General features: G+C 46.2%; 15 protein-coding genes. 4 read left to right on the plus strand and 11 right to left on the minus strand.

Going from position 1 to position 24,792, the window contains the following annotated elements:
- Positions 1–91 precede the first annotated feature (91 nt).
- Positions 92–871, plus strand: coding sequence for a TSUP family transporter (locus tag CWO27_RS09860; RefSeq protein WP_102478679.1), 780 nt, complete (start codon positions 92–94; stop codon positions 869–871).
- On the opposite strand, the gene CWO27_RS09865 is transcribed toward CWO27_RS09860, so the two are convergent.
- From CWO27_RS09865 to gltB (CWO27_RS09915), 11 genes are all read right to left on the minus strand, one after another.
- On the minus strand, positions 822–1,667 hold the full coding sequence (locus CWO27_RS09865; protein WP_048658036.1) for a LysR family transcriptional regulator: 846 nt from the start codon (positions 1,665–1,667) through the stop codon (positions 822–824). The genes CWO27_RS09860 and CWO27_RS09865 overlap by 50 nt on opposite strands.
- A gap of 135 nt (positions 1,668–1,802) precedes the next feature.
- Positions 1,803–2,384, minus strand: a complete 582-nt coding sequence (locus tag CWO27_RS09870) for a flavodoxin family protein (RefSeq protein WP_107898919.1) — start codon at positions 2,382–2,384, stop codon at positions 1,803–1,805.
- A 242-nt stretch (positions 2,385–2,626) separates the two neighbouring features.
- A complete protein-coding gene (locus tag CWO27_RS09875; RefSeq protein ID WP_016789753.1) occupies positions 2,627–3,244 on the minus strand; it encodes a TRIC cation channel family protein in 618 nt (205 codons plus the stop codon).
- Positions 3,245–3,318: 74 nt separating this feature from the next.
- Complete coding sequence (gene btuF, locus CWO27_RS09880) at positions 3,319–4,188, minus strand: vitamin B12 ABC transporter substrate-binding protein BtuF (RefSeq protein ID WP_048662665.1); 870 nt, start codon at positions 4,186–4,188, stop codon at positions 3,319–3,321.
- A 1-nt stretch (position 4,189) separates the two neighbouring features.
- A complete protein-coding gene (locus tag CWO27_RS09885) occupies positions 4,190–5,143 on the minus strand; it encodes a cobalamin biosynthesis family protein (protein WP_019825236.1) in 954 nt (317 codons plus the stop codon).
- 10 nt (positions 5,144–5,153) lie between these two features.
- A complete protein-coding gene (gene mtnN, locus CWO27_RS09890) occupies positions 5,154–5,849 on the minus strand; it encodes a 5'-methylthioadenosine/S-adenosylhomocysteine nucleosidase (RefSeq protein ID WP_012603226.1) in 696 nt (231 codons plus the stop codon).
- 127 nt (positions 5,850–5,976) lie between these two features.
- Complete coding sequence (locus tag CWO27_RS09895; RefSeq protein WP_017070085.1) at positions 5,977–6,405, minus strand: DUF1499 domain-containing protein; 429 nt, start codon at positions 6,403–6,405, stop codon at positions 5,977–5,979.
- Between the two features lie 179 nt (positions 6,406–6,584).
- Positions 6,585–7,997, minus strand: coding sequence for an FAD-dependent oxidoreductase (locus CWO27_RS09900; protein ID WP_107898920.1), 1,413 nt, complete (start codon positions 7,995–7,997; stop codon positions 6,585–6,587).
- A gap of 16 nt (positions 7,998–8,013) precedes the next feature.
- Complete coding sequence (gene gltB / locus CWO27_RS09905; RefSeq protein ID WP_107898921.1) at positions 8,014–12,477, minus strand: glutamate synthase large subunit; 4,464 nt, start codon at positions 12,475–12,477, stop codon at positions 8,014–8,016.
- Positions 12,478–12,905: 428 nt separating this feature from the next.
- Positions 12,906–14,375 (minus strand): glutamate synthase subunit beta, encoded by a 1,470-nt coding sequence (locus tag CWO27_RS09910; RefSeq protein ID WP_107898922.1) that lies wholly within the window; start codon positions 14,373–14,375, stop codon positions 12,906–12,908.
- Entirely contained in the window at positions 14,375–18,922 is a 4,548-nt protein-coding gene (gltB, locus tag CWO27_RS09915) for a glutamate synthase large subunit (RefSeq protein WP_107898923.1), read from the minus strand. Before gltB (CWO27_RS09915) ends, CWO27_RS09910 begins: the two co-directional genes overlap by 1 nt.
- 529 nt (positions 18,923–19,451) lie before the next feature.
- On the opposite strand from gltB (CWO27_RS09915), the gene CWO27_RS09920 reads away from it, so the two are divergent.
- From CWO27_RS09920 to arcB, 3 genes are all read left to right on the plus strand, one after another.
- On the plus strand, positions 19,452–20,405 hold the full coding sequence (locus tag CWO27_RS09920) for a TIGR01212 family radical SAM protein (RefSeq protein ID WP_102432151.1): 954 nt from the start codon (positions 19,452–19,454) through the stop codon (positions 20,403–20,405).
- Between the two features lie 91 nt (positions 20,406–20,496).
- The gene (locus CWO27_RS09925) at positions 20,497–22,248 is read left to right on the plus strand and encodes a sensor domain-containing diguanylate cyclase (protein ID WP_107898924.1); all 1,752 of its coding nucleotides are present in this window, start codon (positions 20,497–20,499) and stop codon (positions 22,246–22,248) included.
- Between the two features lie 174 nt (positions 22,249–22,422).
- Entirely contained in the window at positions 22,423–24,792 is a 2,370-nt protein-coding gene (gene arcB / locus CWO27_RS09930; RefSeq protein WP_102432149.1) for an aerobic respiration two-component sensor histidine kinase ArcB, read from the plus strand.

Genomic DNA, 24,792 nt, shown 5'->3' on the forward strand with positions numbered 1-24,792 from the left:
TCAGGAATAGGTTACAATCTTGTGTTTCGTTATTGCTCGTCTGCCGTGAGTGGTAACTTGTCGCTACACAGGACTTTAAGGCGTTGGGTATATGGAAATCACTCTAGAAATATTGGCTATCTTGTTTGTTGTCGCAACGGCAGCAGGCTTTATTGATGCAATGGCTGGCGGCGGTGGGTTATTGACTCTACCAGCATTGCTAGCGGCTGGAGTTCCACCAACGCAGGCACTGGCAACCAATAAACTCCAAAGCTCCTTCGGCAGCTTCTCTGCGAGTTGGTATTTCGTGCGCAATGGTATCGTCAGTATTAAAGAGATGCGCCTCGCTATCTTTTGTACCTTTATTGGTTCTGCAATTGGTGCCGAGCTAGTCCAACACATTGATGCGAGCTTACTGACCAGTGTTATCCCGTTGCTGCTCATCGCTATCTCTCTCTATTTCCTGTTAGCCCCCCAAACTAGAGCGTCTGAAGGAAAACAGAAGATCTCTGAGGCGATGTTTGCCCTGTGTGTTGGTGGCGGTGTGGGTTTCTATGATGGCTTTTTTGGCCCAGGAACAGGTTCTATCTTCACCGTCTGCTTTGTTGCGATTGGTCACTTCTCGTTAGTCGATGCAACGGCGCGCACTAAGGTACTTAACTTTACCTCGAATATCGCGGCCTTAATTTTCTTTATTTTGGCTGGTTTGCCAATTTGGGAGTTGGGTTTAGTAATGGCAGTCGGCGGTTTTATGGGCGCTCAGCTTGGCGCTAAAGTGGTGGTGACAAAAGGGCAGAAATGGATTCGCCCTCTTGTGATCGCGATGTCGATGCTAATGGCGTCTAAACTGCTTTGGGAACAGCATCAACAATGGATTCTATCAGTGTTTTAACACGTGGAGACTGATAACTATTTGGTCTGACACAGATATGAATTGGTCGAATTAAGCCTGCTAATTCGTGGAAGCTATACAGATATTTAGGCTCAATATTGAGTGTTTTTACGATTGAGAGTGGGATTAAGGCCGGTCCAGTCCCACCCAATGCAAGTTGTGCTGCTGCGGTGTAGGCATCCATCTCCATCAAGGGTTTAATACCAAACTTTTCTAACACTGAGAGCTGATAAGAGTTGGCAGGGTTGGTCATATCGTTGGTAATCACCAATGGAGGAAGCTCCGTTAACGGCGACTTACTCACTATGTAAAACGGCTCATCAAATAGATGAAAGGTCATCAACCCATGATGCGGTGGCAACAAGCCAGCACACAACCCCAAGGTCGCCTTGCCAGATTGCACTCGCTCTATGATTCTTGGCGTGTGGTTGGTGGTTATGGTGATGTACTTATCTTGCTGGATAAATTGGCCCATCATCTCACCTAAATAACCGGCTATCAGAGACTTAGAGCTGTCTAGGGTGATGAGAGTGGTATCTTCCAACTCTTGCTGTTCATAAATAAGCCCGCGAAGTTCATTGAATGTAGGGCCAATACTCTCGATTAATGCAAGCGCATCTGGCGTGAGTTTTATCTGTCGGCCACTCGGCTCAATGAGCTTTTTACCTAGCTTCTTTTCTAAATTCGCAATCCGTTTACTGACCGCTGATTGGCTGATATAAAGCAAACTGCCTGTGCGGCTCATGGTCTTTGCTTTACTCAATACCAGTAGAGTTTCGATTCCTTCGAGTAGCATTGGGGTATATTCATGAAAGTTGGGAATGATTGAATCAAGTTACCTGAAACGACATTCATTCTCTAGTCTTGAGCTCATAGATATCAAACAAGCTAGGAGTTTTGAAGCTAGTCCGTCAGTTAATTAGTCAGTTACTTAGGTTCTCTTAACTAGGCACGCGATGCGTTGGCCGAAATAGAAAGCAGTCTGAAGATCGTTGCTGTTGATGTGATTACTGGTGCTATCTGCCATCTCATCTTCACTGGCGACCAAACCAATGCTTGATCCTGTGCGATTCAAACCTAAGTTATCAATGTGCTTTGAGATATCAAGCCCTGCCCAAATCATGCCATGCTGACAAGCCAGAGTGAAAAAGCTCAACAAGGTTTGTTGTTGCTCACCGTTAAGGCTGCCGCCAGTGGTAAAGCCTGCTGCGAGTTTATTTCGCCACGCTTTCTTACAGTAGCTATCACTGCTTGCATCCATAAAACTCTTAAACTGCGCGGCTGGTGAACCCATGTAAGTCGGGGATCCAAAGATAATGGCGTCACAGTTATCTAATGACTTGAGCTTATCGTCATTGTCATACCTTCCTTCGACCACTTCAGAAGATAGCACTTCGACAAGGAGTACTGAGTTAGGTTGTTGAGTGTTAATACCTTCAGCGATTGTCTCTGCAACTTGCTTAGTTGCTCCATTCTTAGAGAAGAAAACAATGCCCACTTTACCAATACCCATCTTGAACTCCCGTTTGCCAATGTTAGTAAATAAAATCTTTTATAAAGCTATTTGTTTATTAATATAGCCTGTGGACTAGATAAGTAAATAAAAAACATTACTAAATTGGTGGGCTAATGGACTAACTAAATTGAGTTTTAGGAAAGGAGGGGATCTTTGATGAGTGGAAATAGAGGGTATAGTGATTTGAAACCGGATCAAAAAAGGCTCCTTTACGGAGCCTTTCTCTTTGTAATGATAGCTTATTTGATGGCGAAGGTCGGCAATGATAAATGCCAGCGAATAGCGCCAAGTCTAATCAATAGTGTTGAGAACACGCCGGCCAGAAATGCAGTTTCTGAGTCGTGCCCCATACTGATCGCCATGGTGTGGAAAGCGCCACCAATGATACAAGCGGTCGCGTAGACTTCACTTCTTAGAATCATTGGCACTTCACGGGCAAGTACGTCACGGATAATACCGCCACCGCAGCCGGTGATGACACCCATGATGATAGCAACTAATGCAGAATCTTGATAAATCAGTGCTTTTTCTACACCAATGCCAACAAATACCGCTAAGCCTATCGCATCACATACTGGCAGGATCCACCAAGCCAGGCGTTTGGGGCGTCTTACTATAATCATGGTCAGCAAGCAGGTGGTGATGATGACCCAAAGATAGGTGGTGTCGGTGATCCAAAACACGGGAGTTGCACCCAGAGCCATGTCTCGAATTGTACCGCCACCAATTGCGGTTACACTGCCTAAAACGGCTACGCCAAAGGGGTCCATCTTAAGACGGCCAGCGACAAAAACGCCTGAGACGGCAAAGATGGCAGTGCCAAATAAATCGATAATATAAAGCAGCATGGAGTCCATGATACTGGTGCTCTTATGGTTAAAATTGTAGGGACAGGTCGGTGGCGAATTGTACGAAAAAACGCAGCAAATAGTTAGTGATTTTGCCTAGCTCTATCGAAGAAATCGCACACTTGTTGGATCGCTTGCAAAGTTCTCGTTGTTGGGCGATTAATCCAGTCAGAATTGAGTGACCAAATCTGATTTTGAGCAACTGCTGGGATCTCATTTTGCCAAGTTTGCCACATGGTTCCATTCTCAATCGCGTGCTGAGACGTGAAGATCACTTGCGGTTTCCTTAATACAACTTGTTCAATACCAACTTGCGGATATGGGGAGGCGCTGTCTTCAAAAATATTGTGGCCACCACAAAACTCAAACACCTCACTTGGCCAGTGCCCTTGAGCAACAGTGATGATCGGCTTCTCACTGAGTTGGTAGAAGTAGTTTACTGGCTCGGCATCTTTGTATTTTAGTCTCAACGCGTTGAGCTGCTCTCTGTATTGCTGAGCATTATTTTCGCCAATACTTGGATCGCTAGCGTATTGGCTCAGTTGTTCAATATTGGTTGCGATACTGTCTAGGCTTTTGGTCTTGGAGTAGTAAATATTAAAACCAAATTGCTCTAGTTTCGCGAGCTCTCTGGGCGGGTTTCCGGCTGGCCACGCAAGAATCAAATCAGGCTGAAGAGCGATGATCTTCTCAACCTTGATACCTTGATAGTTTGCCACTTTTTCAAGCTTATCGGCTTGTGGTGGGTAATCACTTCGTTCACTTACGGCAACAAGGCTGTTGCCTAAACCTGCGCTGTACGCGAGCTCAGTGGCATGAGGAGCAAGGCTGACCACGCGTTGAGCTGGCTGTACTTTTTCTTGAGTCCGTGGTGCTTCTTCTGCAAATGATAAAGGCAGCCATAAGCTGGAAGACAAAATAGTAAGGCTTGTAACAAGTGCTGAAGGTTTCACTCTAAATCCCTTGGTGAATAAATAGTAAGGCTAGGCTTTGTAAAAATATCCAGATAGCGATGCGACCAAAGAGTAGTTTCTGAACCTGAGACAGATGCAGAGCTGACGGTGCGATTCTTCCGCCTAATTTCGCGCGAATGGCTTTAGTGTTGTCGTAAATCGCAGGACCACCTAATGATAACTCCAGCTTGTTGCCAACGGCCGTGATCAACCAGGCAGGGCCGGGCAGTGGCCAAGAGCGACTCTGAACTAACATCATCTTAAACGTGTGTGTGGCTTTATCACCACATACGATCATCAAAGCAAAAAAACGCATCGGTATAAATTCGAGAATCGCGACTATCTTGATCGCCGTTGAGCCGAACGGAGAAAACTGCTTGCGACTTGGCGACCAAGCTCGAGCTAATTCGACCACAAGGCGATACATTAACGCGGCGATTCCACCACCAATGGCGTACCAGAACAACACACAAACTACGTTACGAGCGTAGCCCATGATGATGGTTTCTGTGGCGGCTTTGCCTAGGCCAAGTGACGAAAGTGATTCAGTTTGACGATTGATAATCGGAGCCAGTAACTGACGAGCAGCAGCTTTATCTTCTCGGCCTAATGCTTTGATTAACTGATTTGCCAGCTTTTCATTATTGCGCCAATCAATTGCGAGTAATAACAGTGCTAATTCAAATAGTTGAGATTGCCAAACCAATGGTTGCAGTGCCAGAAGAATAACCAGAGTCGGCAGTACCATTAACCCCCAGGCTAATGTGCCTGAGATTAAACTTTGGGAATAGTTGTGGTTGTTATTAACCTTGCTTGCTAAAAGCTCAGCAAACTTATGCCATAAGGTCGTGGGGTGTGCGGCATGGGGGATAGGTAAAATTAAATGAAAAAGCAGTGCTCCCCACATCACAAGGAGCACGCCATTTGCAAATACCTGATCAAACAGTGTTTGCATGTCTAGTCGCTTACTTTAGTAGGGCAACCATCTTGATAACCATTTCAGAAGAGCTTTGCGCTGCTAGTGGCAGGAACTCTTCGAAGCTCATTGGTGATTCTTTGTCTGCAACGTCAGAGATTGCACGAACAACCACGAATGGTACTTGGAATTGGTGACAAGCTTGAGCGATAGCCGATGCTTCCATCTCTACAGCAACGACAGATGGGAAGTGCTTGCGGATGAACTCTTGGCGTTCTGCTGTGCAAACAAATGCGTCGCCAGTACAGATAAGACCGCGAACGGCATGCTTATCTTCCATTTGTGCTAGCGCTTGTTCAGCAACAGCCATCAGTTTGTCGTCAGCTTTGAACGCTGCTGGTTGACCTGCCATTTGGCCAATTTCGTAACCGAAAGCTGTAACGTCTGCATCGTGGTGACGAACTTCAGTCGAGATAACCACATCGCCAAGGTTCAGTGTTGAATCAAAACCGCCAGCAGAGCCTGTGTTTAGAACGACATCTGGTTGGTATTCGCTTAATAGGATTGAAGTACCAACAGCTGCTGCTACTTTACCAATGCCAGATTGAAGCAAAACAACGTCAACACCATTTAGCTGACCAGAGAAAAAGGTACAACCGCCTTTATTAACTTCAGTAATGTCTGAAATTGCTGCTTTTAGGATCGCAACTTCTTGCTCCATTGCGCCAATGATGCCGATTTTCATGTGTAGTCTCTTAATAAATAATATTTAAACAGTAGAGCGAAATTGTAGCATGGATAAGAAGTATCGAGCGACTGCCCATAGGCACTTCTCATCCGAATAGCAGCGATTTATCTGCGTATTCTTTTATCTACTTGATTAGGCCTTCGCTTTTCAAGCTAGCACGAAGTTGTTCAGCTCGTTTCCGGTTTACGCCAAAATCAGAATGGCCAGTACGAGACTCTGAACGCACGATCAGTTTGCCATCGGTGATTTTAAGTTCTAAGTCATCGACAAAGCGCATGATGCGAGAGGTACATTCAACACGCAGATAATCTTCTGTTTTACTCGCGGTTTTCGATCCCGGTAAGGTTAGTGCAACCTGCTCAATCGCATCTAAGTTCGCTGAATCTGACAACTCAAACGCGGCCAATGCATGTTGCTCACGGTCATCTTGAGTTGATACGCAGTTTGGTTTGTCTCCACAAGGTGATGAAGTTCTATCTTTCATGTCCGTGATTCCTTGGCTGCAAGCGGTTAACGTTAAAAGTGATAGCGAGAGGAGAGCGGCTTTTTTCATAGTGTTTCCTATGGCGTTGTTTTAATTTTAATTGTAGTTTTCGGTATTCGTTAATTTGCGATTGTTTTACGTATTCTTTGTTATGCCGTTGGTAAAACGTATCGAACTTAAAAAAGGATCCATATACGGATCCTCTTTTTATAGTAATGGCTTGATTAATAGCGGAAACTTTAGATTAGTCACACTTCTAGGTAATCCAATATTCCTTCTGCGGCTTTGCGGCCTTCATCGATAGCGGTCACCACCAAGTCAGATCCTCGAACCGCATCACCACCTGCAAAGATCTTGCTGTTGGTGGTTTGGTATTGAAACTCTTGTTTGCCGGAGGCTTTGATTCGCCCCCATTGATCGAGTTCCACACCGAAAGGTTCTAACCATTCCATCGCATGAGGTTGGAAACCAAATGCCATGATCACAGCATCGGCTTCAAGAACATGTTCACTGCCTTCGACAGGTTCTGGACGACGACGACCAGCTTCATCTGGCTCACCCAAAGCAGTTTTCACGACTTTGACACCAACCACATGACCAGCGTTGTTAAGCTCTAAGCCAATAGGTTGTAGGTTGAACTTGAACTTCACACCCTCTTCACGTGCATTTTTTACCTCACGGCGAGAGCCCGGCATGTTCGCTTCATCTCGGCGATAAGCACACACAACATTCGCGGCATGCTGACGTACCGAAGTTCGGACACAGTCCATCGCCGTATCACCACCACCAAGCACGACCACTTTTTTGCCCTTCATGTCGATGAATGGCGTTGGGTTATCCAGTTCCATTACCTTATAGGTATTGGAAACAAGGAATGGTAGAGCATCATAAACGCCCGGTGCGTCTTCGTTGTCTAAGCCAGCACGCATGTTTTTGTAGGTACCGACACCTAAGAAGACAGCGTCGTAGTCATCGACAAGTTGCTGAAGTTGAACGTCTTTACCGACTTCGGTATTCATTTTAAATTCGACCCCCATTCCACTAAAGATACGGCGACGGTTTTCCATGATGCCTTTTTCAAGCTTGAACGATGGGATACCAAACGTCAGTAGGCCACCGATCTCGGGGTAGCGGTCAAATACCACGGCCTTCACACCGTTTCGAACTAAGATATCAGCTGCAGCAAGCCCTGCGGGGCCAGCGCCGATGATAGCGACTTTTTTGTCGGTCCATTCAACGTGAGACATGTCTGGCTTCCAGCCCATCTCAAACGCTTTGTCATTGATGTATTTTTCAATGTTGCCGATGGTTACTGCGCCGAAATCATCATTGAGGGTACAAGATCCCTCGCACAGTCGGTCCTGAGGACAAACTCGTCCACACACCTCAGGTAAACTGTTGGTTTGGTGAGACAGTTCAGCGGCTTCGATAATGCGTCCTTCATTGGCAAGCTTAAGCCACTGAGGGATGTAGTTATGGACTGGACATTTCCATTCACAGTAAGGATTACCACAGTCTAGACAGCGGTCAGCTTGCGCCTTGGCTTGCTGTTTAGTGAAAGGTTCGTAGATCTCTACAAACTCAATCTTACGTATCTTGATCGGTTTCTTCGCTGGGTCTACGCGATTCACATCAATAAATTGGTATACATTCTGGCTCATTATTGGCTCCTTCCAATTATTGCGCTTGAACACGAAGTTCAGCTGAGCTGCGGCTTTGGTGGCCGAGCAAGGTGTTGAGATCTGCCGTCTTTGGCTTCACTAGGTAGAATTTCGGAATCCATTCATCAAAGTTCGCCAGAATCGCTTCAGCGTGTACTGAACCTGTCTCTTCTAAGTGCTCTGCAATCAAACCACGCAGATGTTCTTGGTGGATGTATAGGTCAGATAGAGAAAGTGCCTCGACCGACTCATTATTAACTCGGCCTTGGAAGTCTTCGTTCTTATCCATTACATAAGCGAAGCCACCCGTCATACCCGCACCGAAGTTGACGCCAGTTGCGCCAAGGATAGCAACTATACCGCCCGTCATGTATTCACAAGCGTTGTCACCCGCACCCTCAATCACGGCAACCGTGCCTGAGTTACGTACGCCAAATCGTTCGCCAGCCGTACCTGCAGCGAATAACTTGCCTCCGGTTGCACCATACAGACAGGTGTTACCAATGATGGTCGCTTCGTTACAAGTAAACGCTGTGCCTTGGTGGGGTTTGATCACTACTTTGCCGCCCGCCATGCCTTTGCCGACATAGTCATTGGCATCACCCGTCAGATACAGCTCTACGCCGCCAGCGTTCCAAACCGCAAAGGATTGGCCTGCTGTACCATCGAGATACAACTTAATGGGTGAGCCTGCCATGCCTTGGTTACCGTAACGTTTGGCAATTTCGCCAGAGATACGTGCGCCTATCGAACGGTCTGTATTAATCACGTTGTAGTAGAGGCTGGTGGACTGTCGTTTCTCAATCGCATCGAGTGCATCATCAAGAATCTGCTGGTTGAGCTGAGCTTTATCAAATGGTGCGTTTGGCTCGGTCCAAAACAGCGGGTGACCTTCCGGAGATACTGGAGCTTCGAGTATTGAAGATAGATCGAGTTTGCTCTGTTTCGCTGTGAGGCCTTGAACGGCTTCTAGTAAGTCCGTACGTCCAATCAGGTCTGTAAGTTTTTCTACACCAAGCTCCGCAAGGTATTGGCGAACTTCATCGGCTAGGCCAGTAAAGTAGTTCACCACCATGTCTGGCAGGCCTTTGAAGTATTCACGGCGTAGCGTTTCATCTTGAGTCGCAACACCCGTTGCACAGTTGTTTAGGTGACAAATTCGTAAGAACTTACAACCCATCGCGACCATTGGCGCAGTCCCGAAACCAAAGCTTTCAGCACCGAGAATCGCGCCTTTAATCACATCAAGGCCAGTTTTCAGACCACCATCGACTTGTAGACGGATCTTATGACGAAGCCCGTTAGCAACCAATGCTTGCTGGGTTTCCGCGAGTCCTAGCTCCCAAGGACAGCCAGCGTATTTCACCGAAGTCAGTGGGCTTGCCGCGGTACCGCCGTCGTAACCTGAAATGGTGATCAGATCCGCATAGGCTTTTGCCACACCTGTTGCAATCGTGCCGACACCCGGTTCGGATACTAACTTCACTGAAACTAAGGCTTTAGGATTCACTTGTTTAAGGTCGAAAATCAGCTGTGCCAAATCTTCGATGGAATAGATATCGTGATGTGGAGGAGGGGAAATCAGCGTGACCCCTTGAACTGAGTATCTCAGTTTGGCGATTTCTGCCGTGACTTTATGACCTGGCAGCTGACCACCTTCACCGGGTTTCGCACCTTGCGCGACCTTGATTTGCAGAACATCTGCATTGGTTAAGTAATGCGGCGTTACGCCAAATCGACCAGACGCAATCTGTTTGATGCGCGAGTTGCGGTCAGTCCCAAAGCGTCGTGGGTCTTCACCACCTTCACCAGAGTTGGAGTAGCCTCCTAATCGGTTCATCGCCATAGCCAGTGCTTCATGAGCTTCTGGGCTCAAAGCTCCAATCGACATCGCAGCCGAGTCAAAGCGCTTAAACAGATCGCTACTTGGCTCTACTTGCTCAAGTGTTAGTGGTTTATCGGCTTTTTTCAGGCTCATTAAGTCACGTAACATTGCCGCAGGGCGAGCATTTACCTGTTTAGCAAAAGATAGGTAATCCGAAGTTTCGCCAGTTTTAACTGCGGTTTGCAGTGTGCCAACTACATCTGGGTTGTAGGCGTGATATTCACCGCCATGGACGTATTTCAGTAAACCGCCGTGTTCGATCGGTTTGCGCTTAGTCCACGCTTTACGAGATAAGTTATAGATATCTTGTTGGAAATCGCTAAAGCTTGCGCCTTGGATTCGTGTGGTAACTCCGCGGAAACAGAGCTTAACAACATCGGAATGTAGGCCAACGGCTTCGAAAAGTTGCGAACAACGATATGAAGCAATCGTAGAAATACCCATCTTCGACATGATCTTATACAGACCTTTGTTGATGCCGTTTTGGTAGTTCTGCATCGCGGTACGATAGTCTTTATCTAAAGAACCATCATCCAACATTTTACCTAACGCTTCATAAGCAAGGTATGGATAAACCGCGGTCGCACCGAAGCCAAGTAGAACTGCGAACTGATGTGGGTCACGAGCAGTGGCTGTCTCAACCACGATGTTGGCATCACAACGCAGGTTAGTATCAGCAAGCCTTGTTTGAACCGCGCCAACCACCATGGCTGCAGGGATCGGTAGTTTGCCTTTTTCTAAACCTTTGTCCGATAGCACAACTAAAACCGCACCCTCACGGACTTCTTGTTCCGCGCTATCACATACCGCTTTGATCGCTTGTTCGAGATCTTGATGATTCGGGTCGTAGTGCATACTGAGAATGACATGACGGTAATGTTTCTGACTTAACTGCAGAAGCTGTTGCATGTCTGAGTAAAGCAGTACTGGCGAATCAAACGTCACACGATAGGCGTGACCGTCTGTTTCACAGAACACGTTCATCTCTTTACCGATACTGGTCGCCAAAGACATCACGTGTTTTTCACGCAATGGATCAATCGGAGGGTTGGTGACCTGTGCAAACTTCTGACGGAAGTAATCAGTAACCAGACGCTCTTTTGAAGAGAGAACAGCCATCGGCGTATCATCGCCCATTGAGCCTACTGCTTCTTGCCCCATATCACCAAGTACACGCAGTACTTGGTCGGACTCCTCGTTGCTCATCGCAAACTGTTTTTGGTAGGTCTTGAGCGTGTCATCGTCAAAGCTACGCTTACCGACTTGGTCATCTTGCAACGCAGAAAATGGCGTTAATTTGTGAACATTCTTTTCCATCCACTCTTTATATGGGTGGCGGCTTTTGAGGTCATTATCGATTTCATTAGATTGCCACAGTTTGCCGCGGCGAGTATCTATCACCAGTAACTCACCTGGACCAACACGACCTTTTTCTGCAACTTCATCCGGTGCGTAGTTCCAGATACCGACCTCAGATGCCAGTGTGATTAGATTGTCTTTGGTAATCACATAACGCGCTGGTCGCAGGCCATTTCTATCAAGGTTACATGCGGCGTAACGACCATCAGAAAGTACGATGCCAGCAGGGCCATCCCACGGTTCCATGTGCTTGGAGTTGAAGTCGTAAAAGGCACGCAGATCTGGGTCCATGTCTGGGTGATTTTGCCAAGCGGGCGGCACAAGCATGCGCATCGCTCGGAACACATCCATACCACCGGCAAGGAACAGGTCGAGCATGTTATCTAGGCTTGATGAATCTGAGCCTGTCTCATTCACAAAGGGTGCAGCCGTTTGTAAGTCGGGCAGCAACGGTGAAGAGAATTTATAGGCACGAGCCTTGGCCCATTGGCGGTTACCTTCGATGGTATTGATCTCACCATTGTGCGCCAAATAGCGGAATGGTTGAGCCAGTGGCCAGCGTGGTTGTGTGTTAGTTGAGAAACGCTGGTGGAACAGACATATTGCCGATTCCATACGTAAGTCTGCAAGATCGAGGTAAAATCGCGGAAGATCGGCGGGCATACACAGACCTTTGTAGACCATTACTTGTGTTGAAAGGCTACAAATATAGAAATCTTTGTCTTCGGTGATCTGCTTTTCAATTCTGCGACGAGCAATGTATAGGCGGCGTTCGATATCACGCTCACGCCAGCCTGCAGGTGCTGAGATAAACACCTGTTGAATGTTGGGAACCGAGTCTTTCGCGATGGGACCCAAAACGTCGGTGTTAGTCGGCACGACACGCCAACCTGCAACGGTGAGTGTCTCTTGAGCGAGCTCTTTATTGACGATGTCTTGCGCGGATTGCGCCTTGATTGGGTCTTGGCTGAAGAAAATCATGCCGACAGCGTATTGCTTGCCGAGCTTGAAGTTATTCTCTTCTGCGATGATTCTGAGGTAAGAGTCTGGCTTCTGTAGTAATAAGCCACAGCCATCTCCGGTTTTACCATCCGCAGCGATACCACCACGGTGTGTCATGCGATCTAGGGCTGAAATAGCAGTTCTTACCAACTTATGACTAGGTTGGCCTTCCATTTGCGCTATTAAACCAAATCCACAGTTGTCTTTTTCAAGACTAGGATCATATAGAGCCATTGCAATTCTCCCTTTTGCTTCTCTGTCATCCAGACAGTAAATGACTAACTATTCATGTACTTGTTGTTTTTTATAAACTGATAGTTTGCTTTAGCCAGTTAAAACGTTATTGGTTGTGTTAACAAAACCGATTGATTTTATTTTCATCAGCTTTACAACGTATAGCTAATTGTGTTTAAGGTCAAGTTCATGGTTAATTATCATGCATAAACGCGATTAGCCACTTAATAATCTAAAATAGTCGATGGATATCAATGAGATATACAAGGTGGATGTTAACGGGATTTAACATATACAACCGGGGGATTTTGAAAGCGCCAGAAAGCAGATAGAAAAAAGGCTAGCATCGAGTGCTAGCCAAATATAAAAGTTAGGAAGGGTGTTGCTTTTCCTCTAGGCTAACGTCATTGACGTTAGCCCGAGAAATATTATGCGGAAAGCATGAGTGAATCAGCTTTCGCTTCTAAGTTTGAGTTACCCATTAAGAAGTCATCAATAGCAATTGCACATTCACGACCTTCATTAATACAACGTACCACTAGAGACTGACCTGTACGCATATCACCAGCAGCGAAAACGCCTTTCTGGTTAGTTGCGTAACCTTCAGAAGCGACGTTACCGCGCTCGTCCAGTTTAATGTCTAGTTGAGCTAGCACACCTGTTGGCTCTGGGTGTAAGAAACCCATTGCTAGGAATGCCATATCACAAGGGATAACACGTTCTGTGTTCGCCACTTCATCAAAGCTTGGACGCTCACCTGGTTTCGCATCTTGCCAAACGATGTCAGCAATACGTAGACCCGTCACTTGACCTTGGTCGTTACCGATGAACTCTTTAGTCAAGATGTTCCAATGACGTTCACAACCTTCCTCGTGAGAAGTCGTTGTTTTCATGATCATTGGGTATTGAGGCCAAGGCATATTTGCAGGGCGCTTCTCTGGTGGGATCGGCATGATCTCAACCTGAGTAATGCTCGCTGCTTTGTGACGGTTTGATGTACCCACACAGTCAGAGCCAGTATCACCACCACCGATAACCACAACGTGCTTATCTTGAGCGTGAATCTCTTCTGTTTTAAGATCTAGGTTGTTAGCTCGGCGGTTGTTTTGACCAAGGAACTCCATGGCAAAGTGAACGCCTTTTAGCTCACGACCTGGAATTGGTAGGTCACGAGGAACCGTAGAACCACCTGTTAGCAGGACCACATCAAACTCTTGACGTAGCTGTTGAGCATTAACATCAACACCGATGTGTTGGTTCACTTTAAACTCAACGCCAGCTTCAGCCATTAGGTTGATCTTACGATCAATCACGTCCATACCCAGTTTGAAATCTGGGATACCGAAACGCAGTAAACCGCCAACTTTCTCGTCACGTTCAAATACAGTCACTGAGTGACCTGCACTGTTTAGTTGCTCAGCAGCGGCTAGGCCAGCAGGACCTGAACCGATAACAGCCACTGTTTTACCTGTGCGAGAACGAGGTGTTTTAGGTTTTGCGTACCCTTCGCGGTACGCAGTCTCTACAATCGTTTTCTCGATATTACAGATAGTGATTGGGTCTTGGTTGATACCCAGTACACAAGCACTCTCACAAGGAGAAGGGCACACACGACCTGTAAATTCAGGGAAGTTATTGGTCGAGCTTAGGATGTTCCAAGCCTCTTCCCAGCTGTCACGGTAAACCGCGTCATTGAATTCTGGGATGATGTTACCAATCGGACAACCGCTGTGACAGAAAGGTACGCCACAGTCCATACAACGAGACGCTTGAGTATTGATCTTGTCACCAAACTCTTCGTTAAGTACGAACTCTTTGTTGTCTTCGATACGAACTGACGGGTCGAGCTTCTTTGGAAGCTCACGACCGTGTTCTAAAAATCCAGTAGGCTTACCCATTATACTGCCTCCACTTCTTCCGTTTGTGCTTGTTGTGCTTCAGCTTTACGCTTCTCAAGAACTGCTTTGTAGTCGCGTGGCATGACTTTAATTAGTGATGCAACACTTGCTTCAAAGTTGTCTAGGAAAGACTGAGCAACTTCACTTCCTGTGAATTCAACGTGCTTGGTTAGCATATCTAGTAGAAGATCTTTATCTTCTTGTTCAATTGGATCTAGGTCTACAAGTTCAGAGTTAAGCTTGGTTTCGAAGTCGCCCGCTTTATCCCAAACATAAGCGACACCGCCACTCATACCCGCAGCAAAGTTACGACCCGTTGAGCCAAGGATAATAGCAACACCGCCAGTCATGTATTCACAACCGTGGTCACCAACGCCTTCAACAACAACCTTCGCACCTGAGTTACGAACACAGAAACGTTCGCCAGCCATACCGCGAATGAAAGATTCACCTGAAGTCGCACCGTAGAAACATACGTTACCAACCACGATGTTATCTTCAGCAACGATAGATGATTTCGCATCTGGGTACAGTACTAAAGTACCGCCAGACAGACCTTTACCCCAGTAATCGTTCGCGTCGCCTTCTACTTCGAACTTAACGCCTTTCGCAAGGAACGCACCGAAAGATTGGCCAGCACTACCGTGGAACTTAACGTTCATTGGCTGTGGTAAACCTTGGTCTTTGTAAACCTTCGAGATTTCGTTCGACAGCATGGTACCTGCAGAGCGGTCCGTGTTGATGATAGGGAAGCTTGCACTTACAGCTTCGCCTTTCTCAAGTGCAGGAATCGCAGCTTGAATCAACTTACGGTCTAGAACATCTTCTAGGTTGTGGTTTTGTTGTGTCTGGTTGTAGATACCATCTTCTGCACGCGCCTGCTCAATGTGCAGTACCGGCGTTAGATCTAGGTTCTTGTACTTCCAGTGACCGATGTCATCACGAACTTTAAGTTTGTGCGATTGACCCACCATCTCATCAATAGAGCGGAAGCCAAGTTCAGCCATTACTTCACGTAGACCTTCAGCCATGTATTGGAAGAACGTTACTACGTCTTCTACGCGGCCGTCGAAACGCTCACGAAGAGTTTTGTTTTGTGTTGCGATACCAACAGGACATGTATTCTTGTGACACTTACGCATCATGATACAGCCTTCAACAACTAGAGCTGCTGTTGCTACGCCCCATTCTTCAGCGCCAAGTAACGTTGCGACTGCAAGGTCACGTGGTGTTTTCATCTGACCATCAGACTGAACAACGATACGGTTACGTAGGCCGTTTTTCAGTAGTGTTTGGTGCGTTTCTGCTAGACCCAGTTCCCAAGGCAGACCAGTGTGACGGATAGAAGACATCGGAGATGCACCCGTACCACCATCAAAACCTGCGATAAGTACCACGTCAGCTTTCGCTTTCGCTACACCAGATGCAATCGTACCTACGCCAGCTTCTGATACTAGCTTCACGTTTACACGGCCATTACGGTTCGCGTTTTTCAGATCGTAGATCAGCTGAGCCAAATCTTCGATTGAGTAGATATCGTGGTGTGGCGGTGGCGAGATAAGACCTACGCCCGGAGTCGAGTGACGCGTTGCGCCGATCCAGTCATCAACCTTATCACCAGGTAGTTGACCACCTTCGCCCGGTTTCGCACCTTGAGCCATCTTGATTTGTAGCTCATCAGCGTTAGATAGGTAGTAAGACGTTACACCAAAGCGACCAGAAGCCACCTGTTTGATTGCTGAACGTTCCCAGTCGCCGTTTTCTTTACGTTCGAAACGTGCTGGATCTTCACCACCTTCACCTGAGTTTGATTTCGCGCCAATGCGGTTCATCGCAACAGCCAGTGTTGAGTGAGCCTCATGCGAGATTGAACCAAAGCTCATTGCGCCAGTAGCAAAACGCTTAAGGATGTTCTCGATTGGTTCTACTTCTGCTAGAGGAATAGAGCCTGCAGGGTTTTTGATGAAGTCCAGTTGACTACGTAGCGTTGCTGCGTTGTCGCCTTGGTCATCAACTGCTTTTGCGTACTTCTTGAACTGACCGTAATCTTTGTTACGCGTCGACTCTTGAAGTAGAGAAATCGTTTCAGGGTTGAACAGGTGCTTCTCACCACGTTGTTTCCACTGGTAAACACCACCAACATCAAGGATCTGAGCTGGGATTTCACGAGCTGGGTAACCAACACGGTGACGAACCAGTACTTCTCGCGCGATATCGTCGATCGTTAGACCTTGGATACGAGAAACAGTACCTGTGAAGTATTTTTCAACTACTGATTTGCTAACACCAAGTGCTTCAAAGATTTGTGCACCGTGGTAAGACTGCAGCGTAGAGATCCCCATCTTAGAGAAGATCTTAAGTAGACCGCCGTTAACACCTTTACGGTAGTTATCGAATAACTCACGTGGGTGTACGTTTGGATCTAGCTTCTTCGTACGTTGCAGTTCAACAATCGTTTCAATAACTAGGTATGGGTTAACTGCGTTCGCACCGTAACCGATAAGCGTTGCAAAGTGGTGTGTCTCACGAGCGTCGCCCGTTTCAACCACGATGTCACACTTAGCACGTAGACCTTTACGGATTAGGTGGTGATGAACCGCGCCAACAGCCAGCATTGCTGGAATAGCGGCATGGTTAGAGTTAACCGCACGGTCAGTTAGTAGGATGATAGAGTAGCCATCAATCACTGCGTCTTCTGCGTATTGGCAGATACGCTTAAGTGCGCGCTCTAATTTACCTTGGTCGCCATTTGCTTGGAATACGATATCCAGTGTCTTCGCTTGAAGGTGCTCGTTATCGATTGCACGCAGTTTTTCTAACTCAGAGTTAGACAGTACTGGAGACTCAAGCTCTACTTTTTGACAGTGTTCAGGTGTTTCAGCAAGTAAGTTCTGATCTTTACCTAGGTAAGTGTTCAGAGACATAACCATACGCTCACGAATCGGGTCGATCGGTGGGTTGGTTACTTGTGCAAACAACTGTTTGAAGTAGTTTGAAAGGTGCTGAGATTGATGAGAAAGAATCGCTAGCGGCCAGTCAGCACCCATTGCAGAAAGTGGCTCGTAGCCTGTTTTCGCAAGAGGTAGAATGATTTCGTTCACTTCTTCAGAGCTCACACCAAACGATTGTTGTTTGTGGAGAAGTTTCTCTGGAGAAGGTTGACTAAATTCGTTGCTCGCATCTGGTAGCTTTTTCAAGCTCAGAAGGTTCTCTTCAACCCACTTTTCGTAGGGTTGTGCTTTAGCAATGCTGTCTTTCACTTCTTCATCAGAAATGATGCGGCCTTGCTCAAGGTCAGCAACAAAAATACGACCTGGTTGCAGGCGACCACGGTACTCAACGTTTTCAGGTGCAATCTCAACAACACCAGACTCAGACGCCATTACTAGGAAATCGTCTTTTGTTACTGTGTAGCGAGAAGGACGCAGACCGTTACGGTCTAGCGTTGCACCTACTTGAACACCATCGGTGAAACATACAGATGCTGGGCCATCCCATGGTTCCATTACGTTCGCGTGGTACTGGTAGAACGCACGACGAGTTGGGTCCATGTTTTTGTTTTCTTGCCATGCTTCCGGGATCATCATCATCAACGCATGTGGCAGAGTACGACCTGAAAGAACAAGTAGCTCAAGTGCCATATCGAAGTTTGATGAATCCGAACTACCTTCCTGACAGATAGGCAGTAGCATGTCGATTTCAGCTTGTGTAAACAGATCCGATTCTAGGATTGCTTCACGCGCTTTCATCCAGTTCAGGTTGCCGCGAACCGTATTGATTTCGCCATTATGCGCGATGTAACGGAAAGGCTGAGCTAGACGCCAACGTGGGAATGTATTGGTAGAGAAGCGAGAGTGTACCAGTGCTAGAGCTGTCACCATGGTTGGGTTTTGCAGGTCTAGGAAGTACTGAGGAACTTGTTCAGTTGTTAGCTGACCTTTGTACACCAATGTCTTGTAAGACATAGAGTTGATGTAGAAGTCATCACCGATATTTGAAACGCTTTCTAGGCATACACGAACCGTGTAGTTACGTAGAACATACAGTTTACGCTCAAGTTCTTCTGGTGTGATACCAGGGCCGCCAGAAATAAATACATGTTCAAATTGAGGTTCAGTGCTTAGTGGGTCAGCACCAATCATTGAATTGTCAGTTGGAAGTTCACGGTAACCGATCACTTCTAACTCAAGGCGTTGTGCATTGCGTTCTAGAATGTCACGACACTGTGCACGTTTGTGTTCATCTTTAGGGAAAAGTACAACACCAACACCATATTTTTCAAAAGATGGCAGCTTAATTCCAAGCTTTACGGCTTCTTCTAGTAAGAATTCGTGCGGCTTCTGTAGCAGGATACCTGCACCATCACCAGAACACGGATCGCAGCCTTGGCCGCCACGGTGTTCCATACGTGCAAGCATATCGAGTGCTTGAGTTACTACATCATGAGATTTGCGATTCTTTAGATGCGCAACAAAACCGATACCACAAGCGTCATGCTCCAATTCAGGAGTATACAGACCCTGTGAGTTCTGCTCTTGATCTACCATAGATACATCCTTCCAGTTAAATCTAGGCGCAACTTATTTGTATAAAGTCAGCCTTGTCCTTTTATATTTATGGGTCTAAACCTGCCTATGCTGGCGGTTTGAATCCTTTCCGTATCTCGCAGGAAAAGTATTGCGAGAAAAACAATCCTTAGTGATACCTGTTTATTTTTAACCACAAACTAGTGGTTTATATAGGTGGGAGTTAGATATCACCGACTTATTAGCAAGTTTTCGTTGTAAGTAAATACTCAAAAATAGCCAATATGTGTAAGTATCCTACAATTTTGTCTAGGCGAATTGCAATGAAAGTTGACCCATGTAGACCATTTTTTTCGTTTTATTTTGAATTTAATGCCTAACAAATGTGCAACATTAGGCAAATAGAGCCGATTTTTTGCATGTTTATTGATATTTGTTAGGTTGCTCGCAAAAAGCCTTGAGTAAACTAATTGGTCGAATTTTGCAGGGATGTAATTTTTTTTCAAAAAAGACTGATATTCATTCTTATTTACTTGAGTGCTTTGAAAATATGCAATTACACGAGTTGGTCAATACTATCGGCCAAGACCTTCAACGCCGTTATGGCGAGAAAGTCCACAAGCTGACGCTTCACGGTGGTTTCAGCTGCCCAAACCGAGACGGGACCATTGGTCGTGGAGGTTGTACGTTTTGTAACGTGGCTTCCTTTGCCGATGAACAAACTCAAATTCAAAGTATTGCTGACCAGTTAAAAGATCGCGCGGGTGAGATTGCTCGTGCCAAGAAGTATCTGGCTTACTTTCAGGCGTACACCAGCACTTATGCTGAGGTACAAGTGCTTAAGAATATGTATGAAGAGGCGTTAAAAGCACCTGGTGCAGAGATCGTCGGCCTTTGTGTTGGCACAAGACCAGACTGCGTGCCTGATGCGGTGTTGGATCTGTTAGCGGGTTACGTTAAACAAGGCTATGAGATTTGGCTCGAGCTTGGCCTGCAAACCGCCAATGATAAAACCCTCAAGCGAATTAACCGCGGACACGACTTTGCGGTGTATGAAACGATCACCCAGCGTGCACGCGCTTTAGGCATCAAGGTGTGTACCCACCTGATTGTTGGTCTACCAAAAGAGACTAAGCCGGATAACCTTGAAACCTTAGACAAGGTATTAGCGGTTGGCACTGATGGTATTAAGCTGCACGGCCTGCATATAGTAGAGGGCAGTACCATGGCTAAGGCGTGGAAAGCCGGAAAGCTAGAAGCCCCAAGCCTTGAAGAGTACATCGATATCGCGAGTGAGATCATTCAACGCACGCCTGCGGACGTGGTTTATCACCGTGTTTCTTCAGCGGCGAGACGGCCAACGTTACTTTCTCCTTTATGGTGTGAGAACCGCTGGTTAGCGATGACTGAAATAGGCCGTTCGCTCGATAAAACCGGTGCTCAAGGCATCAAAACTGGCTCTGCATTCGAGTACACGTTGCCTGTTTTAAACGCAGCCAATTAATAGAAATGGGTGACTGTAGGTAACAGCAGATAAAACCAACAAATAGTGGTAACATTTCCCTCACAGATTTTATGGTATAGATTGAGAGCAGATGGAACTGGTAATGACTTGGTTGTGGGACAGGGCGTATGGCTACGGTATTTATATCGTTGTTGTATTGCTGATTGCTCTCATCTGCTGGCATATCTATTCTCGTTATCAATCGCATATCGAAACGCTTCTACTTGCTACCCCGTCGCCACTCTACTTTGTTGATGTTCGAAGTGGCGAAATACTCTATGCCAATCGCCAAGCAATGCAGTTGCTTGGTATTCGACAAATTGGTGTTAACTTTCGATTCCCTACCGTTGAAAGCGAGAATAGCTTTCGCCACTACTTAACCAATCACATCAACTCTCGAGCCTTCGAGCAGGTCTCCCTGTGGGCGCTTTCTGAATTTGAGTCGTTTAAGATCAACTTAGTCGGTCGTAAGGTTCATTTTAGAAATAAGCAGGCTTGGATGATTCATGCTTCACCTTATAAGAATACTAACGAAGAAATGTCCCAAGAAGTTCGAGAGTTGAATGTTGCTCGTACCGCTTTGGATTCTTTGTCTGAGTTGATCTACGTGAAAGATCAGAAAGATCAGTTAGTGACGAGTAATCGCTCGTTTAAAAAGTTTTGGCATGGTCGTGCTGAAGAGGGCACCCTGAGTGTTTCTGGTGGAGTATTAAAAGGTCGTGTAAGTGAACGCTCTTGGACTACAGATCAAGATGGAAAAAGCTGCTTGCTTGAAACCTACCAAAGTGTCTTGCTCTCACAAGATGGATCAACCATAGGTACGCTCTCTATTAGCCATGATGTGACCGATTGGCATGACATGCAGCAGCAGCTTCGTGGCGAAATGGAGAAGCGAAAAGATACCGAAGTGGCACTTGCGCAGCGTGACACCATCTTGCAAAACATCTTGGAGGCCAGCCCAGACTCGATTGGCATCTTTAATGAAAACATGGTTTATCAAGCGTGTAATAAGCCATTTGTGGCTGCGCTAGGTATCTCTGAAGTGAGTGACTTGATCGGTAAACGCTTACAAGATGTGGTGCCACATAGTATCTATACGCGAATATCAGAAACCGATCATCAAGTGCTTCATCAAAGTAAATCGCTGCGTTATATCGACAAAGTGGTCTCAAGTGATGGAGCATTTACTTGGTATGATGTAGTCAAATCACCGTTTAGAGATCCAGCATCGAGCACTAATGGTGTGTTGATCATGGCGCGTGATATTACAGAGCGTTATCTAGCAGAACAAAAGCTTGAAGAAGCCAACCTTGAACTTGAACGCCTCAGCTTTATGGATAGCCTGACTAAAGTTTCTAACCGACGTCGTTTCGATGAACAGCTCTCGACACTGTGGCATTATCATGTGCGTGAGAAGTTACCGCTGACGATCATGCTGTGTGACATCGATTTCTTTAAAGGCTACAACGACTATTACGGACACCAGCAAGGTGATGATGCCTTGGTCCAAGTTTCTCAGGCATTTAAGCAGGTGTTGAATCGTTCATCGGACTGTGTAGCTCGTTATGGTGGTGAAGAATTCGGCTTTATTCTGCCGAATACAACGACCGAAGGTGCTCAGCTGGTGGCGCAGCGTATTCATGACGAAGTCCTAAAGTTGGAACTTGCGCATGAGAAGTCGACGGTCTCTGAATTCATCACCGTGAGTATTGGTATTGTCTCTTACATTCCGAAACCTGATGACGAGATGGAGTCGGCCGTTGCTTTGGCTGACAGTGCTCTGTATCAAGCAAAGTCTGACGGTCGAAACCGTTCTATGGTGCACCCATCCTCAATTTGCTAACTCTATAAAATCGGTGATTTTCCCACCTTCGTCTGTTTTGGTTGTTCGGTATTTATATTAATTGGATTAACCTTCGATATTGCCGCTGATCTCTTGCTGCGTGTGATGTAGCTAGCTTACCTCCTATCTTCAAACAGGGTAGAATGTTGCTAGTCTTATCGCATGGAGCGTTAAATGAAACCCATGAAAAATCTTGCCCAGTATTACGTGGATCTACTCGTAAAGCTGGGGATTGTCCGCTTTTCTATCTTACTCGCCCTAGCGCTTGTTGCCCTCGCTGTTGTTGTGCAAGTCGGTATCACCCTCGCACTCAAAGGTAATGTTGATGATATCGATATTGTCCGTTCAGTTTTCTTTGGTTTAGTGATAACGCCTTGGGCGGTTTACTTCCTATCTGTAGTCGTTGATCAGCTGGAAGAGTCTCGTCAAAGGTTAGCGAAACTGGTCTCTAAACTTGGCGACATGCGTGAGCGAGACCAAGAGCTCAACAATAAACTGCAGCTCAATATTGAGAAGCTTAATCAAGAAATTGAAGAGCGTGAAAAAGCGGAAGAAGCGCGTGCAGAAGCGATGCACGACCTTGAGAACGAGGTGTTTCAACGTGAGCGAACTCAGCTTGAACTTGCAGAACGTACGGCACTGCTACGTTCATTTATTGATGCTTCTCCTGACCTTATTTACTATCGTAATGAAGATGGTGTGTTCTCTGGTTGTAACCGTGCTGTAGAAGAGCTCACCGGCAAAACAGAAAAAGAGCTGGTTGGTTTGACTCCTTGGGATGTCTACAGTAAAGAGGTAGCCCAGCAAGTTGTTGAAACCGATAAGAAAGTCTTTTCTGATAACCAAGCGCTGACCTATGACCAATGGCTTGAATACCCTGACGGACGTAAGAGTTACTTCGAACTGCGTAAAGTTCCTTTCTATAGCAAAGATGGCCGTCACTTGGGTTTAGTCGGTTTTGGTCGCGATATTACTGAACGTAAAGAGCATCAAGAGTCGTTAGAAAAAGCTAGCCGCGATAAGACCACCTTTATCTCAACCATTAGCCACGAGTTAAGAACACCGCTCAATGGCATCATCGGCTTGAGCCGCATGTTGTTGGATAGCCAACTAACGACCGAGCAGCGTAAGCAGATGCAAACCATTAAGGTAAGCGCAGTGACATTGGGTAATATCTTTAACGATATTATCGACATGGATAAGTTCGACCGCCGTAAGCTTGAGCTCTTCCCAACCCCTATCAATTTTGAAGATTTCGTTGTCGAGATCGAGAGTATTTCTGCGTTAATGGCAGAGCAGAAAGGACTAAGGTTCGATCTAGAAAGATTGTCTGATCTTCCAGCTGCTGTTGAGGTGGATGGTACTCGTCTTAGACAGGTATTGTGGAACCTTGTCAGCAACGCGATGAAGTTCACCAAAGATGGTGGTGTGGTGATGACAGTCAGCGCCGAAATTGATGGCGACTTTGCCAACATAACGATGGAAGTAGAAGACACCGGGATTGGTATCCCTGAAAGTGAAATCGAGAAGATCTTCGCGATGTACTATCAGGTAAAATCGGGCACGGACAACTTGCACGCTGTCGGCACGGGCATTGGCCTCGCGGTCTCACAGCAGCTGATCAATATGATGGATGGCCACATTGAAGTCACCAGTGAAGAGGGCTTTGGTAGCACCTTTACGGTTTCGATTCGAGTTCCAGTGAATCACGATACTCAGGCACTGATCAAAACGCCAAGAAAGCAGTCGAATCTTAAGATCTTCATGGTTGAAGATATTGAACTCAATATCACAGTGGCTCGCTCTCTACTTGAAAGTCTGGGTCATGAGGTGACCGTAGTAATGACGGGTAAAGAGGCTCAGATTGCTTTCAACCCGGAAGACTATGACTTGGTACTGTTAGATATCCAACTGCCAGACATGACAGGTTTCGATATTGCTCAATACTACCGCGAGAAATACAGCCAACTACCGCCTTTGGTGGCATTAACTGCCAACGTGTTAAGCAACAAGCAAGAGTATTTCCAGAAAGGCATGGACGAAGCGATCAGCAAACCTTTGTCAGTTCGAGCTATTCAAGATGTCATCAGCGAGCTGATCGAAGATGCGCCAGAGGTAATTGAGAAAGTAGCGGGTACGGAGAAGGTTGAAAGCATTGAGAAAGTCGACGCCACTAAGTCTGTTCTTTCAGCTATTGATACCACTTTGCTTGATATTGATATGCTAGAGTCTTATGTTGACATTGTTGGACCAAAACCGGTTTTGGATAGCATCGTGATGTTTGAAGATATGATGCCGGAGTATATGGAAATATTGAACTCCAACATGGTCGCGAAAGATAAAGCCAGTATCGTTTCTGAAGCACATAAAATTAAAGGTGCAGCAGGTTCTATCGGCCTGAAACGCATTCAACAAGTTGCTCAGAAAGCTCAATCTCCTGACCTACCAGCTTGGTGGGAAAACATTTCAGATTGGGTCGATGAGATTAATAACGAATACCAGAATGACATTGAAGTCTTAAAGAGTTGGTTAAATCAAAGGTAG

It is taken from the genome of Vibrio sp. 10N.286.51.C3 (assembly GCF_003050065.1).
Taxonomy (GTDB): Bacteria; Pseudomonadota; Gammaproteobacteria; order Enterobacterales; family Vibrionaceae; genus Vibrio; species Vibrio crassostreae.

Coding starts and splice junctions, on each gene's coding strand:
- CWO27_RS09860 (WP_102478679.1), top strand. CDS start 92: ATGGAAATCACTCTAGAAATATTGGCTATCTTGTTTGTTGTCGCAACG.
- CWO27_RS09865 (WP_048658036.1), bottom strand. CDS start 1,667: ATGCTACTCGAAGGAATCGAAACTCTACTGGTATTGAGTAAAGCAAAG.
- CWO27_RS09870 (WP_107898919.1), bottom strand. CDS start 2,384: ATGGGTATTGGTAAAGTGGGCATTGTTTTCTTCTCTAAGAATGGAGCA.
- CWO27_RS09875 (WP_016789753.1), bottom strand. CDS start 3,244: ATGGACTCCATGCTGCTTTATATTATCGATTTATTTGGCACTGCCATC.
- CWO27_RS09885 (WP_019825236.1), bottom strand. CDS start 5,143: ATGCAAACACTGTTTGATCAGGTATTTGCAAATGGCGTGCTCCTTGTG.
- mtnN (WP_012603226.1), bottom strand. CDS start 5,849: ATGAAAATCGGCATCATTGGCGCAATGGAGCAAGAAGTTGCGATCCTA.
- CWO27_RS09895 (WP_017070085.1), bottom strand. CDS start 6,405: ATGAAAAAAGCCGCTCTCCTCTCGCTATCACTTTTAACGTTAACCGCT.
- CWO27_RS09900 (WP_107898920.1), bottom strand. CDS start 7,997: ATGAGCCAGAATGTATACCAATTTATTGATGTGAATCGCGTAGACCCA.
- gltB (WP_107898921.1), bottom strand. CDS start 12,477: ATGGCTCTATATGATCCTAGTCTTGAAAAAGACAACTGTGGATTTGGT.
- CWO27_RS09910 (WP_107898922.1), bottom strand. CDS start 14,375: ATGGGTAAGCCTACTGGATTTTTAGAACACGGTCGTGAGCTTCCAAAG.
- gltB (WP_107898923.1), bottom strand. CDS start 18,922: ATGGTAGATCAAGAGCAGAACTCACAGGGTCTGTATACTCCTGAATTG.
- CWO27_RS09920 (WP_102432151.1), top strand. CDS start 19,452: ATGCAATTACACGAGTTGGTCAATACTATCGGCCAAGACCTTCAACGC.
- CWO27_RS09925 (WP_107898924.1), top strand. CDS start 20,497: ATGGAACTGGTAATGACTTGGTTGTGGGACAGGGCGTATGGCTACGGT.
- arcB (WP_102432149.1), top strand. CDS start 22,423: ATGAAACCCATGAAAAATCTTGCCCAGTATTACGTGGATCTACTCGTA.